Origin of the sequence: Thermanaerothrix sp. (genome assembly GCA_026417795.1) — a bacterium.
Lineage (GTDB): Bacteria > Synergistota > Synergistia > Synergistales > Synergistaceae > Thermanaerovibrio.
Genome location: JAOACP010000002.1, coordinates 1 through 15,428, shown reverse-complemented (window position 1 = coordinate 15,428; position 15,428 = coordinate 1). Strand labels below are relative to the sequence as shown.

16 protein-coding genes are annotated in these 15,428 nt (G+C 63.4%); 7 read left to right on the top strand and 9 right to left on the bottom strand.

Translation table 11 applies throughout. From position 1 onward, the window contains the following. The first annotated feature begins 32 nt into the window (after window positions 1–32). From speE to dapF, 4 genes are read left to right on the top strand one after another with little or no spacing between them, the layout of a single operon-like run. A complete protein-coding gene (gene speE, locus N2315_00630) occupies window positions 33–878 on the top strand; it encodes a polyamine aminopropyltransferase (GenBank protein ID MCX7827703.1) in 846 nt (281 codons plus the stop codon). Window positions 879–882: 4 nt separating this feature from the next. Beyond that, complete coding sequence (locus N2315_00625) at window positions 883–3,783, top strand: cobyric acid synthase (GenBank protein ID MCX7827702.1); 2,901 nt, start codon at window positions 883–885, stop codon at window positions 3,781–3,783. After that, a complete protein-coding gene (locus tag N2315_00620; GenBank protein MCX7827701.1) occupies window positions 3,776–4,183 on the top strand; it encodes a translation initiation factor in 408 nt (135 codons plus the stop codon). The genes N2315_00625 and N2315_00620 overlap by 8 nt, the downstream gene beginning before the upstream one ends. Window positions 4,184–4,186: 3 nt before the next feature. Then, window positions 4,187–5,035: a diaminopimelate epimerase gene (dapF, locus tag N2315_00615; protein ID MCX7827700.1), complete on the top strand. Its 849-nt coding sequence runs from the start codon at window positions 4,187–4,189 to the stop codon at window positions 5,033–5,035. A 2-nt stretch (window positions 5,036–5,037) separates the two neighbouring features. Here dapF and N2315_00610 read toward each other — a convergent pair whose 3' ends face one another. Next, on the bottom strand, window positions 5,038–6,051 hold the full coding sequence (locus N2315_00610) for a TrkA family potassium uptake protein (protein ID MCX7827699.1): 1,014 nt from the start codon (window positions 6,049–6,051) through the stop codon (window positions 5,038–5,040). Between the two features lie 79 nt (window positions 6,052–6,130). On the opposite strand from N2315_00610, the gene xth reads away from it, so the two are divergent. From xth to N2315_00595, 3 genes are read left to right on the top strand one after another with little or no spacing between them, the layout of a single operon-like run. Further along, window positions 6,131–6,925, top strand: a complete 795-nt coding sequence (xth, locus tag N2315_00605; GenBank protein ID MCX7827698.1) for an exodeoxyribonuclease III — start codon at window positions 6,131–6,133, stop codon at window positions 6,923–6,925. Between the two features lie 14 nt (window positions 6,926–6,939). Then, window positions 6,940–7,782 (top strand): hypothetical protein, encoded by an 843-nt coding sequence (locus tag N2315_00600; protein ID MCX7827697.1) that lies wholly within the window; start codon window positions 6,940–6,942, stop codon window positions 7,780–7,782. Further along, window positions 7,772–8,221, top strand: a complete 450-nt coding sequence (locus tag N2315_00595; GenBank protein MCX7827696.1) for a DUF4234 domain-containing protein — start codon at window positions 7,772–7,774, stop codon at window positions 8,219–8,221. The genes N2315_00600 and N2315_00595 overlap by 11 nt, the downstream gene beginning before the upstream one ends. A 70-nt stretch (window positions 8,222–8,291) precedes the next feature. Here the strand turns inward: N2315_00595 and N2315_00590 are convergent, their stop codons facing one another. The 8 genes from N2315_00590 to N2315_00555 form a co-directional block, all read right to left on the bottom strand. Continuing rightward, window positions 8,292–9,134: a transglycosylase SLT domain-containing protein gene (locus N2315_00590; protein ID MCX7827695.1), complete on the bottom strand. Its 843-nt coding sequence runs from the start codon at window positions 9,132–9,134 to the stop codon at window positions 8,292–8,294. A gap of 227 nt (window positions 9,135–9,361) precedes the next feature. Continuing rightward, window positions 9,362–11,110 carry an ATP-binding protein gene (locus tag N2315_00585; protein MCX7827694.1) on the bottom strand — a complete coding sequence of 583 codons (1,749 nt, stop codon included), beginning with the start codon at window positions 11,108–11,110 and terminating at the stop codon, window positions 9,362–9,364. Between the two features lie 2 nt (window positions 11,111–11,112). Next, entirely contained in the window at window positions 11,113–11,802 is a 690-nt protein-coding gene (locus N2315_00580) for a response regulator transcription factor (GenBank protein MCX7827693.1), read from the bottom strand. Then, window positions 11,799–12,494: a phosphate signaling complex protein PhoU gene (gene phoU, locus N2315_00575; GenBank protein MCX7827692.1), complete on the bottom strand. Its 696-nt coding sequence runs from the start codon at window positions 12,492–12,494 to the stop codon at window positions 11,799–11,801. Before phoU ends, N2315_00580 begins: the two co-directional genes overlap by 4 nt. A 15-nt stretch (window positions 12,495–12,509) precedes the next feature. Further along, window positions 12,510–13,310, bottom strand: coding sequence for a phosphate ABC transporter ATP-binding protein PstB (gene pstB / locus N2315_00570; GenBank protein ID MCX7827691.1), 801 nt, complete (start codon window positions 13,308–13,310; stop codon window positions 12,510–12,512). Then, window positions 13,307–14,167 (bottom strand): phosphate ABC transporter permease PstA, encoded by an 861-nt coding sequence (pstA, locus tag N2315_00565; protein MCX7827690.1) that lies wholly within the window; start codon window positions 14,165–14,167, stop codon window positions 13,307–13,309. Before pstA ends, pstB begins: the two co-directional genes overlap by 4 nt. Beyond that, entirely contained in the window at window positions 14,164–15,033 is an 870-nt protein-coding gene (gene pstC / locus N2315_00560) for a phosphate ABC transporter permease subunit PstC (GenBank protein MCX7827689.1), read from the bottom strand. The genes pstA and pstC overlap by 4 nt, the downstream gene beginning before the upstream one ends. Before the next feature lie 123 nt (window positions 15,034–15,156). Then, the coding region (locus N2315_00555) for a phosphate-binding protein (GenBank protein MCX7827688.1) at window positions 15,157–15,428 on the bottom strand (272 nt) is incomplete at its 5' end.

Below are 15,428 nucleotides of genomic sequence, written 5' to 3'. Positions count from 1 at the left end.
TGGATGATAAACCCCCTTAAGGAGGGATACCTATGGAAGTTCGTCCCAAGAGGCTTAACGAGATGTGGCTCTTTGAGGAGCAGACCCACAACATGAAGCTGGGGCTTCGGATGACCCAGGTCTTGAGGAACATAAAATCCCAGTACCAGGACCTGCTGGTGGTTGAGACCCCCGAGTACGGCAAGGTGATGGTGCTGGACGGGGCCATCCAGGTGACCGAGCGGGATGAGTTCTGCTACCACGAGATGATGAGCCACCTGGCCCTGTGTTCCCACCCCAACCCGGAGAAGGTGCTCATAGTGGGGGGCGGCGACGGGGGGACCTTGCGGGAGGTGCTCCGGCACGACTCCGTCAAGGAGGCCTACCTGGTGGACATAGACGAGGAGGTAATAAGGGCCGCCAAGGACTTCTTCCCCTCCCTGAGCTGCGCCATGGATGATCCCAGGGCCCGGGTGCTCCCAATGGATGCCCTCAAGTTCATCGAGGACAACAAGGAGGCCTTCGACGTGGTGATAGTGGACAGCACCGACCCGGTGGAGTTCGCCGCGGGGCTCTTCGAGGCACCCTTCTACGCCAACGTCCACCGGTCCCTCCGGGAGGACGGGTTCATAGTCTGCCAGACCGAGTCGCCCTTCTCGGACCCCCACGTGGTGACCGGGGCCTACGAGGCCCTGAGGCAGGTCTTCAAGGTCGTTAAGCTGGCGGTGGGCTTCATGCCCACGTATCCAACCGGTTTCTGGACCTACGGCATAGGCACCAAGGGCTTTGACCCCCAGGAGATCCGGCGCCCCGCTCCCGAGGGCACCCGTTACTACTCCCACGAGATCCACAGGGCCGCCTTCGTGCTGCCCCCGTTCCTGAAGGCCATGCTGGGGTAGCGCCGTGACCAGGGGGCTAGTTCTGGCCGCCCCCGGCAGCTCCTCCGGGAAGACCTCCCTGTGCGCCGCCCTGGCGTGGGCCATGGGGAGGAGGGGCGCCAAGGTTCAAACCTTCAAGGTGGGGCCCGACTACATAGACCCCTCTTACCTTTCCGCCGCTTCGGGCCGGGAGTGCTGGAACCTGGACGGGTTCCTTACCCCCGGCCTTTTGCCTTGGATCTACAGGCACGCCTCCTGTGGGGCGGACGTGGCCCTGGTGGAAGGGGTGATGGGGCTCTACGACGGCTTGAACCCCAAGGGGGACTTCTCCACCGCATGGGTGGCCTGGGAGCTGGGGCTGCCGGTGGTGCTGGTGTTGGACTGTCTTAACGCCTCCCCCACCCTGGGGGCCATGGCCTGGGGGCTGGTGAACGCCCCGGGGGCCCCTGAGATCAGGGGCATGATACTGAACCGCATCGCAGGCCCATCCCACGGGGAGATGGTAAGAGCCTGGCTCGAACCCTATCACCTGCCCCCGGTGCTGGGGCAGGTCCAAAGGCACGAAAGATCCCTTCCATCAAGACACCTGGGGCTCTGCCAGGCCTTTGAAGGACCGGCCCTCATGGAGGCGGTCCGCTGGATGGGGGAGTCCCTGGACCCTTCCCTTTTGCAGGCCCTTGAGGGGCTGGCGGAGGAGCCCAAGGCAGGGCCCCTCAAGGAGCCGAGCCTTGGGCCGCTAAAGGCCCTTCGGAACGGAAGGCCCCTTAGGGTGGCCCTTGCCAGGGACCGGGCCTTCTCGTTCGTCTACCAAAGCTCCCTCTTCGCCCTTGAGTCCATGGGGGCTGAGATAGTCCCCTTCAGCCCCGTTGAAGAGGAGATACCCGAGGGCGTCCATGGCCTGATCCTCCCGGGTGGGTATCCGGAGGAGCACATGGACCGGCTCTCGCTGTCGCCGTTCATTGGTTCCCTGCGTCGGGCAAGGGAGGCTGGGATGCCCACCTACGGCGAGTGCGGGGGCATGATGGTGCTTGGGGAGCGCATGAGGGACCCCGCGGGGCGCGGCGCTTCCATGGGGGGGCTTCTTAGGCTTGGCTTCGATTTCAAGCCCCGGCTTCAGCGTTTCGGCTACGTGGAGTGCCGACTTGAGAAGGACTGCCTCGTGGGCGGCGCTGGGACGCTTTTCCGGGCCCACGAGTTCCACTACTCCTTCTGCGAGGGGCCGGAGGAGCCGCTCATGGAGGTCCGGAAGGCCTCGGACGGGCGCTCCTGGCGGTGCGGGTACGGGGATGCGCGGCTTTTCGCCTCTTACGCCCACGTGGACATGCTGGGAGAGCCGCATCTGGCGGAGCGTTTCCTTTCGGCCTGCGCCTTGTGGGCCGAAGGGCGTCAAGCAGCCAGGCCTAAGGGGTCGACCCCAAGGGTTAGGAAGAGGGGCCGGGCGCTCATGGTGCTGGGGGCCTCCAGCGACGCTGGCAAGAGCTTCCTGGCCACGGGGCTTTGCCGGGTGTTCGCAAGGCGGGGCCTTAGGGTGAACCCCTTCAAGGCCCAGAACATGGCGCTCAACGCCTTCTCAACCCCCTGGGGGGAGATGGGGACCGCCCAGGCGGTTCAGGCCGAGGCGGCGGGGGTGGAGCCCTCGCCGCTGCACAACCCGGTGCTGTTAAAGCCCATGGGGGACTCGGTTAGCCAGGTGATAGTGAAGGGTAGGGTGCTTGGCCACTGGTCTGCCGGGGAGTACCACCGTAACCTCTCGGAGGAGCTCTTCCCCCTGGCGGCGGAGGCCTTGTCGGAGCTCTTGTCCAGCTCCGACCTGGTAGTGATGGAGGGGGCCGGGAGCCCCGCGGAGATGAACCTGTACCATAAGGACCTGGTGAACTTGAGGATGGCCCGTTTCGCCGAGGCCTTCGGCATCCTGGCGGCGGACATAGAGCGGGGGGGCGTTTTCGCCGCCCTGTGGGGCACCTTGGACCTTGTGCACCCCATGGACAGGCCCTTTATAGGCGGGCTGGTGGTGAACCGCTTCAGGGGGGATCCGTCGCTTTTTGACCAGGGGGTCCGTTTCCTTGAGAAGAGGACCGGAAGGCCGGTTCTTGGGGTGCTGCCCCTGATTAGGGATCTCTCAATACCCGCCGAGGACAGCCTGAACCGCCGGGACTTCGGCCAAGGGGAGCTTAGGGCGGCGGTCATATCGCTTCCCAGGATGTCCAACTTCACGGACTTCGACGCCCTTGGGGAGGACCGGTGCCGGGTGGTCTTCGCCTCCCATCCGGGGGACATAAGGGGGGCGGACCTGGTGATAATACCCGGCACCAAGACCACCCTGGAGGACCTGCGGTGGCTCAAGGCCATGGGTTTCCCCAAGGCCATAGGGGATGCGTTGGAGGACGGCGCCGTGGTTTGGGGCATATGCGGCGGCTACCAGATGCTGGGGCTCTCGGTGGAGGACCCCCTTGGGGTCGAGGGGGGCGGCTTCGAGGAGGGCCTTAGGCTTCTGCCGGTGAGGACCGTTTTCAGGGACCACAAGGTGGCCCGTCCGGCGTCCGCGGCGGTGAACGGCGGCTTCTGGCTTGAGGGGCTCAAGGGGGCTTGTGTGAAGGGCTACGAGATCCACGCCGGTGAGACCTCGCTCGCGGAAGGAGGGACAGCTCCCCTCACCGTATGGGATGACGGTAGGGGCCGTCCCGACGGGGCCTTTGGGCTTGATGGCCGGGTCTTCGGCAGCTACCTGCACGGCCTTGCGGACGACCCGGTGTTCCGGCGGGCCCTTTTGAACTTCATAAGGCGCGCCCGCGGGCTCCCGGAGCTCCGCGGGGAGGGGCTTACCGGCAGGGCCATGAGGGAGAGGCGCTACGACGCCTTGGCGGACTTCCTGGAGGAACGGTTGAGGATGGATGTGATAGAGGGGGCGGTGTTCCCTGATGGTTAAGAAGAAGATCCCCCTGCAGGAGAGCGTGGGTGACATAAACAGCTTGGGAGCCGCGCTTCGATCCGCGGGGCTTGAGCTTGGCCCGCAGTCTCCAGGGGAGGGAAGTCAGAGAAAGGGAAAGCCCTCTTCGGAGGCTTCCGCGGGCAAGGAAAAGAAGGACAGGGTGGGGCTATCCGCGTCCCTGTCGATACGGAGGAAGGGCCTTGGGGGGCACCAGTGCACGGCGGTTCTGGTCAAGGGCCTTTCGGCGGAGGAGCTGAAGGGGCTTTGCAAGTCCCTCAAGACCGCCCTTGGGTGCGGCGCCAGGGTGGAGGAGGGGGAGGTTTTGGTTCAAGGGGATCAGCGGGAGCGCCTTAAAGCCGTGCTCTCCCGCATGGGGTTCAGGGTATCGGAGGGATGAGCGGTGGAGGGCTTGAGGTTCGTGGAGTTCTTCAAGGTTCACGGCAACGGCAACGACTTCGTCTTCGTGGACGACCTTGGGGGGCGTTTGAGCTCCAGGGTGGATCCAGCGGACCTTGCGGTTAAGATGTGCCACCGGCGGAAGGGCATAGGCGCCGACGGGGTGCTTCTTCTGCAGGACGGGGATGGGGACGTGCAGTTCCGGATGAGGATATTCAACTCCGACGGCACCGAGGCGGACATGTGCGGCAACGGGGCTAGGTGTTTCGCCATGATGCTGGAGAGGCTGGGGTTGGAGGACCCGAAGATGCGGTTCCTCTCCGGCGCTAAGGTGGTGGAGGCGGAGGTTGAGGGTGAGACGGTGTCGTTGGAGATGGGGTTCTGGCCCTTTGGGGAGGGGGCCTTCTTCGGGGTGCCCGAGGTTGGGGATGGGCTTCCCAAGGGGGTGGTGATGTCCTACCTGCACGTGGGGGTGCCCCACGTGGTGCTCTTCGCCCCCAGCTGGGACCTGCCGGAGGAGGAGCTTAGGGCCCTTGGCAGGCGCTACCGGCACGACCCGAGGTTCCCCAAGGGGGCCAACGTCAACTTCCTTATGCCCCTTGGAGGTTCGGGCGTGGGGGATGGGTTCTTCGCCCGCACCTATGAGCGGGGGGTGGAGGACTTCACCATGTCATGCGGCACCGGGGCCTGCGGGTGCGCCGCGGCGATTTTGCGCTCGGGGTTCCGGGGATCTGTAAGGATAGAGAGCCCCGGAGGGTTTAACATGGTGGAGGCGGAAATGGAACTTCATGGGGCCCGTTACGTTTTGAAGGGCCCCGCCGAGGTGGCGGCTCGGGGGGTTTTTTACCTTTGAGCCTAGACCTGGCCGGTGAGAAGGCGCCGCAGGTCCCGCACGTGGTCCTTGAGGCAAAGCACCAGGAGTTCGTCACCGCCGTCCAGTATGTAGTCCCCCGGGGGGTTGTAGCGGATGGCGGTGCCCTTCCGAACCGCCAGCACCAGCACGTCGAGGGATCGGCGCAGGTCCGCCTGGGCTAAGGTCATGCCCGCCACGGGGCTGTCGTCCGCTATGACCACCTTGTCGAACTCCAGGTTCAGGCGTCTTGTGGTGTATATGAGGTCCTGCATGGCCTCCGCCGCCTTGGGTCTGGTGGCCACGTTGGCCATGGTGTGGGCCCCCGCCACCAGGGGGTTTATGACCTTGTCCGCCCCGGCCCTGTAGAGGGCCGCGGAGGACTGGTTGTCGTTGGCCCGGGCTATTATCCTCAAGTTCTTGTTGAGGGCCCGGGCGCAGAGCACCACGTACACGTTGTCCGGGTCGCTGCTGAGCGTTGCGATGAGCCCCTTGGCCCTGGTTATGCCCGCCTCCTCCAGGGCCCGTTCCTCCGTGGCGTTGCGGTTGAGCACCAGCCATCCGCCCTCCACCGCGTCCATCACCGCCTGTTCATCCCGCTCCAGGGCCACGAAGGGGATCCCTTCCTCGTGGAACTGGGAGGCCACCTGGCTTCCCACCCGTCCAAGCCCGCAGATGATCCAGTGGTCCTTAACGCTGTTGAGCATCTTGTTCCGCCTCCTGCCTAGAAGGGTGAGCATCTGATCCTCTATGAAGAACCGGGTTATCTCGCCTATGGAATAGGCCATGACGCCGAAGCCTATGACTATGAGGAACACCAGGAAGACCTTGCTCCCGGGAGTTAGCCCCGGCGGTGCCTCGAAGCCCACGGTGGCAAGGGTGGTCACGGTGTAGAACGCCGCGTCCACCCAGGAGAGCCCCATGTTGAAGTGCATCACCGCCATGCCGGCCCCTATGAGGAGCAGCAGGGTGAGTCCTATGACCGCTATCCGCCGTTTCCCGGTGCATCGGTGGTCCATTGGGCGTCCTCCCCTTTGCTTTCCCCTGGAAAATAAAATAGTATGGTGTGGCGGTAGCTTCCTGGCTGGGGGGATATGATTGTCCATTTTCAAGGTGATAACGTTCAATGTCAATTCGCTCAAGGCCAGGTCCGAGGCGGTGTCCCTTCTCATGGAGAGGGAGAGGCCCCAGGTGCTTTGCCTTCAGGAGACCAAGGTGCAGGACCGGGACTTCCCGGAGGAGCTCTTCCGGTCCAGGGGTTATCGGGTCTTTTACCGGGGCATGAAGTCCTACAACGGGGTGGCGTTGGCGGTCCTGGATGAGCTGGATCTCCCGGAGGAGAGCTTCTTCGGCTTCCCCAAGGGAGGGGAGGGGACCGATGAGGCCAGGCTCGCGGCGGTGAAGGCTGGGGGAGTGTGGGTGGTGAACTGTTACGTGCCCCAGGGGAAGGACATCGAGCACCCGGACTACGGGTACAAGCTCCGGTTCTTCCGGCGCCTTCTGGGGCTTGTGGGGGATCTCAAGGCGGCGGGCGGGGAGGTGCTTCTGGTGGGGGACCTCAACGTGGCGCCCACCCCTTTGGACGTGACCCATCCGGAGAACAAGGTTAACCACGTGTGCTTCCACCAGGACGTGAGGCGGGCCTTTGAGGAGCTCCTCTCCGCCGGCATGGTGGACCTGTTCCGGCGGCATCGGCCCGGGGAGGGGGAGTTCTCCTTCTGGGACTACCGGGTGAAGGGGGCCCTGGAGAGGAACATAGGCTGGAGGATAGACCACATCCTGGGGACGGAGGGGATGGCGGAGAGGTCCTTGGACGCGGCGGTGCTCCGGGAGTATCGGGCCATGGAGAGGCCCTCGGACCACGGGCCCGTGATGGGGGTGTTTCGGCGGTGAAGGCCTTTGCGTCTTTGAACGGAACGGTGGGGGAGTGGATCCAGGGCTGGATACTGCCCGACGGGGAGGCCTTGGTCAGCCTTGCGGTGGAGTGGCGGGGTCGGGTGATAGCGGAGGAAGGGGGGCGTCCCAAGGCGCTTCCGCCGAAGGCCCACAGGGCCCTCCAGCTGGCCCGGCACTCCTTTGGGCTTTCGGCGGTTTCGGTGGAGGTGGAGAACCCCTTGAGGCCCGCTTTGGGGCTTGGAACCTCCACCATGGACGTGGGGGGGGTGTTGGCCTCCTGCGCCGCGGTTGGCGGCGTTGAGCTGTCCGAGGAGGAGCTCTTCCGTCTTTGCTGTTCCGTGGAGCCCTCGGACGGCACCATGTTCAGGGGCCTTGCGCTGGTGGACCACATAAGGGGAAGGCTTGTGGAGCGGCTGCCGGAGCCGCCGGACATGTGGCTGGCGGCCATGCTTCCCTACAGGACCTTGGATACCGAGGCGTACCGTAAGGACCGGGGGCTAATGAAGGCGGTGAAGGAGCGGTCCCAGAGGCACGCCAAGGCCTATCAGGTGTTGAAGCGTGGGCTTCTGGAGGGTAACTGCCGGAAGGTGGCGGCGGCGGCCACCATGTCCGCCATAATCCAGCAGGCCATAATGCCTCGGGAGGAGTGGCCCTTGCTCCTTGGGGCCTGCCGGGAGTGCGGAGGCATAGGCATAGCGGTGGCCCACTCGGGCACCGCCAGCGGGGTGATATTCAAGGACCTAGAGGGGGCGGAGGCTTGCAGGGAGTTTCTGGCTAGGCGGTGGGATCTTGGGGAGGTAAGGACCGTTAAGGCTTGCGGCGGAGGTGTTGAGGTTGGAGACTGTGGTGATTAATCCTAGGGTCAAGCGGGTGTCGCTTCTTGTGATGATACTGTTGTCCTTCGTCACCGTGGGGATATATCCCGCCTACTGGGTGTACTCCAGGCGGCAGGCTTTCAACTCCATGGGGAGCGCCCACGTGGGGGACGTGCTGGGCACGGTCCCGTTGATACTTGGCTTCGTGTCCTTGGGCTTTTCCTTCAAGAGCGCCATAAGCCCTGTGTGGGGGGGCATGGCGGGGGGTCTTGCGTCCCTGGTGGGGGCGGTGATGATGATAGTGGCCTGTTTTAGGTATCGGGACAACCTGAGGGAGTACGTGAAGGTCCGGGAGTCCAGCCCGTTGGCGGCGGACTCGGTGGCCCGGTCGTGGTTTATGACCTTGGTGTTTGGGGCCTTGTACCTGCAGTATCACGTGAACCGCCTTCTGGACGCGGGGCTTTTGGACCCCCAGTGAGGGGGTTTTAGGGTTAAGACGCGCAAAAGGCCGCCGGGAGTCCGGCGGCCTTTTGCCTATGTGTTGGGTTTTACTGAGCCATGGAGGTCTTGATGTGGGCCATCTTGGTGTTGACCTTTCTGAAGTAGGCCACCGAGGAGCCCCCGTAGTATCGGGCCAGGGCCTTTGGTACGGAGCCGTAGGCCTTCACGTACCGGGAGAGCAGGAGGCATCCCGCCGCCACGCCCTTTTCGGGGTCCATCATGTCCGTCTTGGACTCGATCCCGTGGGCCTGCAGAAGGCCGTTGTGCACCCGCCACATGACCTGCATTATTCCCATGGCCCCCTTGGGGCTTTGGGCCCTTGGGTTGAAGTGGCTTTCTGTGTGGGCCACCGCGGCGGACAGGTGCACCGGTATGCCGTACTTGGCGCTGTAGTACACCAAGGCGGCGGCGGTGCGCCACGCGGTCTTGTGGGACACGCTGGGGTTAGTCCCCCGGATGTATCGCACCACCGCGGCGACGGTCCTCTGGTCCTCGATTGAGAAGTCCTTCAGCCTGTTGAGTATTGACGTGGGGTGTTTGGTTCCCCAAAGCGCCAGGTCCCTTGTGGTTAACCCCATGAGTCGAAGGGTTTCTGTGATGGATTGGTGGTAGGAGGCGGGCGCTGCCTCCAGGGTTACCATTGGGGCCCCCTGTTCGGCGTTGTGAGCCTCGGGGGCGGGGTTGTCATTTAATGGGATTGAGTCTTCCTGTTCGTTGGCGTTCGAAGATGTCTTTAGGGACCCGTTCTTCCCCGCTTCGGATACCACGAAGCCGGGTTTTTGGCTGCCTAGAAGGTCCTCCGCGAACCCCGGCGGAGCTAAGGCGATCACTGCGGCGATCAGGGCCATGCAAAAGAGCCCCGCCGCCTGCCAAGTTCGTCCTAGTTTCATCAGGGATAGTCCTCCTTTATTTTTGATTAGTCTATATTTTCAGCCCATTTCTCGCCTCCCCGCAGGATGGGGGTATTATAACCAAACCGATTGGTGGGGCAAGCTTTGTTCTATAAAATTAAAAAACACCCCTGACCTTAACCAAAAAATAATGCCACAGCCAACTTTTAGTAAACAAAACAACTGGCTGTGGCTTCTTGGGGTGATCTGTGGTTTTAACGAAAATTTTATTTACTTTTAGGGATCTCCACCAGAAAAATTGAACCCTCCCCCGGCCGGGACCCTTCAAGCCTCACGTCTCCCCCATGGGCCCTTAAGATTCCCCTGGCTATGGCCAGCCCAAGGCCGTAGCCCCCCTGGGAGGGCCTCGCCCTGTGAAAGTCCCCACGCCTAAATCGCTGGAAGACCTCCTCCTCCATGCCCTGGGGTATCCCGGACCCGTTGTCCTCCACCATCAGACCCCAACGGTCCCCCATGTCTTTAAGCCGCAGCGTCACGGCCCCCCCTTCCCGGCCCTGGAACTTATGGGAGGTGTACTTCACCGCGTTCTCAACCAGGTTCTTAAGCGCCGTGAACACCTCCCTGCCGCACCGGATAGGCGCGGAAGGCGGAAGCTCCAGGTGGATTTCCACCGACGACGCCTCGGGCATCAAGGACACCTGTTCCACCGCCTCCCTCGCCATGGCCGTAAGGTCCAGGTCCTCCCAGGGGCCCGCCGCCCCACCTTCGCACCTTGCAAGCACCAGCAGACGGTCCACCATGTCGCTTAAGCGCTCCTGCTGCTCCAGGATCCTTCGAACGAACCGTCGGTCCTCCTCCGAGGCTCCCTGCATGAGGAGCTCCGCCGCCCCCCTTATGGCGGTAAGAGGCGTTTGAAACTCGTGGCCCACGTTGGCCACGAAGTTCCTCAATGCCTCCTCCAGCTTCACCCTCTCGCTTATGTCCTGGGCGGTGAGCACCGCCATGTCCCCCGCCGAAGCGCCCCTTACGAGGTAAGACCTCTCCGCGGAGCCATCCTGCACCGCAACGGTGGACTCCACCGACCGGGCCCCCTGGAGGAGCGCCTCCCCAAGCCCTATCACCTCCGGATGCCTTATCACCCCCTCCATGGGGAGCCCCTGAGAGCTCAATGTCCTGACCAGCCCCGCCATGGAGGAGTTGCAATATATGACCCTCCGGTCCGGCCCAAGAAGCAGGACCCCCACCGGCATGGTCTCCACCAGCCCCTTTAGGTTCTCTCTCTCTCTTCTCAAGTCCTCCATGGCCCTGTTGAGCCGCCGGTACATCCGCTTGAGGCTCAAGGCCAGCCTCTTTATCTCCGCCGGTCCCTGGGCTGGGAAGTGGGGCTCTTCTCCCGCCTCCGCCCCGTCGGCCCCTCGGGTTATGGCCAGTATGGGGTCGGTAAGGCGCTTCATCCACCATACGCCCACTATCTCCGCAAGGCCGAAGGCGGCGGCGAAGGACAGCCAAAGGCGCCTTCTAAGGGACGACAGGGCCCCCTCGAACATGTGCTTCCTCATGGAAACCCTTATGACCAAAGGCGCCTTCCCCTCCACCCGCCTCGCGTCGTAAAGGTACTCCACCCCCGTGGTGTCGCTGCGCCTTACCGCGTAGCCCTCCCCGGACTTAAAGGCCTCCCGTATCTCCGGCCGGGACAGGTGGTTTTCCATCCGGGGCACCTTGTCCTTCGGCACCTCGCTGTCAAGCAGTACCACGCCGTGGCGGTCCACCAGGGTGACCCTTACCGACGCGTTCCTTGCCCAGGCCCTCACCGGCCCGTCCAGGGCCTCAAGGTTTCCGCCGGAGGCTGCCACCATCACCTCCGCCGCCCCGGTCAGGTCCGAGAGGTTGCGTCTTACCACCTCCTCCAGGTACCCCCTGGTGTCCCCCAGCACCAAAAGCCACGAAAACCCAAGAAAGGCCGCCAGGGGAAGGATCATCAGCAGCGCCGCCTGCCCCTTTATGGTCTTGAACATCCTTAAGACCCCTCCGTCATCCTGTATCCCCGGCCCCGGACGGTGCGCACCGCCACCCCCGCCCGAGCCTCCGACAGCTTCTTCCTCAGCCTGAAGACGTGGACGTCCACGGTCCTGCTGTCCCCCCCAAGGTGTCCCCATACCTTGGCCAGGATCTCATCCTTGGTTACAAGACGCCCCTGTCCCCTGATCAGCACCTCCAGAAGCCGCTGCTCCGTGGGGGACAGGTCCAGTGGCTCGCCCCGCACCAGGGTCTCCCCCCCTTCCTCCACGGCGAGCTCCCCCATGACGGCCACCTTGGGGGATGACTCCTCGGCTCCGGAATGTCTCTTGAGGCGGGACCTCACCCTGGCCAGCAGCTCCGGCATGGAGAAGGGCTTGCGTACGTAGTCGTCCGCCCCCGCCTCAAGGCCCGCCACCGCGTCCCTTTCGTCCCGCCGGGCGGTGAGCATTATTATGGGGATCTTGCGGCCCTTGCGGTCCTCCCTTATCCTTCGGCAGACCTCCCATCCGTCCATCTTGGGCAGCATCACGTCCAGTACGATGAGGTCCGGAAGGGCGGACAGGGCCATCTCCAGCCCCTGATCCCCGTCGCGGGCGACCATGACCCGGTACCCTTGCCTTCGCAGGGCCTCCGAGAGCACCTCCGCTATGCTCTCCTCGTCCTCCACCACCAGCACCCGCCAGCTCATGATGCGCCTCCTATGGGACGCCGGAACAGGGAGGCCTTAAGGCGCTTGCCGGTGCTCATGAAAAGGATGTGCTCCCCCAGGTTGGTGGCGTGGTCCCCAGCCCTCTCAAGCACCCTTGCCACCTCCGCAAGGGAGGCGGCCTGGGATATGGTGGAGGGCCTCTCCAGCATTATGGCCAAGAGCTCCCTGGTCACCTGGCGCTGCAGGTCGTCCACCTGGTCGTCCAGGGCGCAGAGCTCCCTGGCCAGCTCATCGTCCCGGTTGAGGAACGCCCTTATGGCCATGTCCACCATGGAACAGACCAGATCACCCATCCTGGGTATGTCCAAGAGGGGCTTTATGGGCTCCTGCCCCGACATCTCAAGGGCCCTCTTGGCCACGCTCACCCCAAGGTCCGCTATCCTCTCCAGGTCCACGGTCATGTGGATCGCGCAGGACATGGTCCTAAGGTCCGCCCCAAGGGGCTGGTAGCGGGCTATGAACTCAAGGCATGAACCGTCAAGCCATGAGGCCAGCTCGTCGGTCCTGTCGTCCTCCTCCAGGACCCGCCGGGCCATGTCCCGGTCCCTCTGCCGCAGGGCCCTCACGCCGTCCCGCACCGATGACTCCGCCATGGCCCCAAGCTTCATTATGGCGGACCTTATTATCTCCAGCTCGTCGTCCATGTGCTTCCTCGTGCTGATCGAGTTCACCAACGTTCCCCCTTTCTAACCGAAGCGGCCCGTTATGTAGTCCTCGGTCCTGGGATCTTTGGGGGATGTGAAGATCTCCCTGGTGGGACCTTCCTCCACCAGCTCCCCCATCAGGAAGAAAGCGGTCCTGTCGGACACCCGGGCGGCCTGCTGCATGTTGTGGGTCACTATCACAACAGTGTACCTCTCCTTAAGCTCCCTCACCAATTCCTCTATCTTGGCGGTGCCAAGGGGATCTAAAGCGGAGGTGGGCTCGTCCATCAAAAGCACCTCCGGCTCCACCGCTATGGCCCGGGCTATGCAAAGCCGCTGCTGCTGGCCACCTGAAAGCGCCAGGGCGGAGGAGTCCAGCTTGTCCTTCACCTCGTCCCACAGCGCCGCGCCCTTAAGGCTCCTTTCCACTATCTCGTCAAGCCTCCTGCGGTCCCTCACGCCGTGCAGCTTTGGGCCGTAGGTGACGTTCTCCCATATGGAGAATGGGAACGGGTTGGGCCGCTGGAACACCATCCCCACCCTTCGCCTAAGTCCTATCACGTCCACCCCGGGGGCGCATATGTCCTCCCCGTCCAGGAGGATCCTGCCCTCCACCTTAACCCCCGGTATGAAGTCGTTCATCCGGTTAAGGCACCTTAAGAAGGTGCTCTTCCCGCAGCCCGACGGCCCGATGAGGGCCGTCACCGACCTTGGGGGTATCCTAAGGTTTATGTCCCTTATGGCGGCCCGCCCCTCTTCGTAATAGAGGGTGAGCCCCAACGCCTCCAGCTTCGGGTCCTCCCGGTGCTCTAAGTTCCCCTGAGCGCCCTGTGCCTGGGTCATGCCTGGTTCCTCCTCCTCAATCGACTCCGCCACAGGGTGCCGGTGAGGGAGAAGAGGAGCACCACTCCCATGAGCACCAGGGCGGTTCCGTACTGTATGGGCCTGGTGGCGTCTATGTTGGTCCCCGCGGTGGCCAGCACGTACACGTGGTACGGCAGGGCCATCACGGACTCAAAGGGGCTTTTTGCGAAGTCCGGCGTGAAGAACACCGCCCCGGTGAAGATTATGGGGGCGGGCTCCCCCGCCACTCGCCCCAGCCCCAGTATGGCGCCGGTTATTATGGAGGGCATGGCGGAGGGAAGCACCACCTTCCATATGGTCTGCCACCTGGTGGCCCCCATGGCGAAGGACGCGTCCCTGTAGTCCTTCGGCACGTTCATCAGCGCCGTCTCCGCGGCGCTCACCACCACCGGCAGCACCAGGCACGCCAGCGTCATGGAGGCGGTGAGCATGTTGGTGCCGAGCCTCAAGAACACGCAGAAGAACGACAGCCCAAAGAGGCCGAACACCACCGACGGAACCCCTGCCAGGCTCCGTATCGCAAGCCTCAGCGCGGAGGCCAAAGCTCCCCTGGGGGAGTACTCGTTGAGGTACACCGCGGTGGCCACCCCCACCGGCAGGGCCATGAGCATAGAAAGCCCCATGAGCTGGATCGTACCCACCAGGGGCGTGGCTATACCCCCTTCGGTCATTCCCGATCGGGGCTTCTCGGTGATGAACTCCCAGCTGAGCGCCGGATGCCCGTTACTCCAAAGGAACGCCAACATGAACCCCATGACCCCTATAACCCCGATCATCATGGTCCAAAGGACCAGTGTGTTCAGCCTATCCCTTGCGATCCTTGAGAAGTCCTTCAAGCCCTGTGCCTCCCTTCAAGCCACAGGATCACGAAGTTTATCCCCATGGTAACCCCAAGGAGTATCAGCCCCATGAAGAAGAGCGCGTGATAGTGGTAGGACCCCACCGGGGTCTCTCCCATCTCAGCCGCTATGGCGGACGTCAATGGCCGCACCGGGTCGGTCACGGACTCCGGTATGATCGCGGCGCCCCCCGCGGCCATTAGGACCACCATGGTCTCCCCTAGGGCCCTCATGATCCCCAGCAGGCACGCCTGGGCGATCCCGCGCCAGGCGTAGGGCAAGCACACCTTGAAGATGGTCTCGTACCTGGTGGCCCCCAGTGCGTAGGATGCGTCCCGCACGTCCTTCGGCACCGCCGTGAGGGAGTCGTCCGTCAAGGACGCCACGGTGGGAACTATCATCAACCCAAGGAGCATGGAGGCGTTAAGCATGTTAAGGCCGGTTAAAAGCTCAAACCTCTCCTGCATCCAAGGGGCTATGACCACCATGCCCAGGAACCCCAACACCACCGACGGGAAGAACCCCATGGCCTCCAGAAGGGGCTTGAACAGCTCCCTAAGCCCCCTGGGGCAGACCATGGCGGTGAATATCCCAAGCCCCACGCTCACCGGCAGGGCCATGAGGGCCGAAAGGGCCGTCACCGCGGCGGATCCTACCATCAGCGGAAGCATCCCGAAGGACGGCTCGTCCCTGGTGGGATACCACAGCATGCCAAAGACCATATCCTTGAGGGTGGTGTGGGCCAATATGGGCAAGCTCTCCTTCAGCAGGAAGGCCACTATGGAGAGCATCACCGCTATGCCCATCATGGCCACCGCCCCTATGGCGGCCCTGGGTATCCGGTCCCCCTTTATCTCCCCCATCTAAAGGTACCTCCTTCTGTCTTGGCTTTTCCCGAAAAGAGGGGGCCCGTAGGCCCCCCCTTGAGGACTTTCCAGCCCCGTCTTTTCAAACTTGGCCCTAAGGGCCGGAACCCTGTTGCCACCTTAGGGCTTAAGGGTCACGAAGCCCTCCTTGGCCACGTATTTCTGCCCCTCCGGGCCCTTCAGGAAGTCGAGGAAGTCCTTTATCTCCCCCTTGGGCTCCCCGTTGGTGTACATGTAGAGCTTCCTGGCGGTGGGGAACTTGCCGTTCCGGGCGTTGGTGGGGGTGCCGTCCACGCCGTTTATCTTTAGGGTCTTCACAACCCGGGTGTCCACGTAGCCCAGCCCGTCGTAGCCTATGGCCAGGGGGTTCTTGGCCACGGTCTGTATCACCG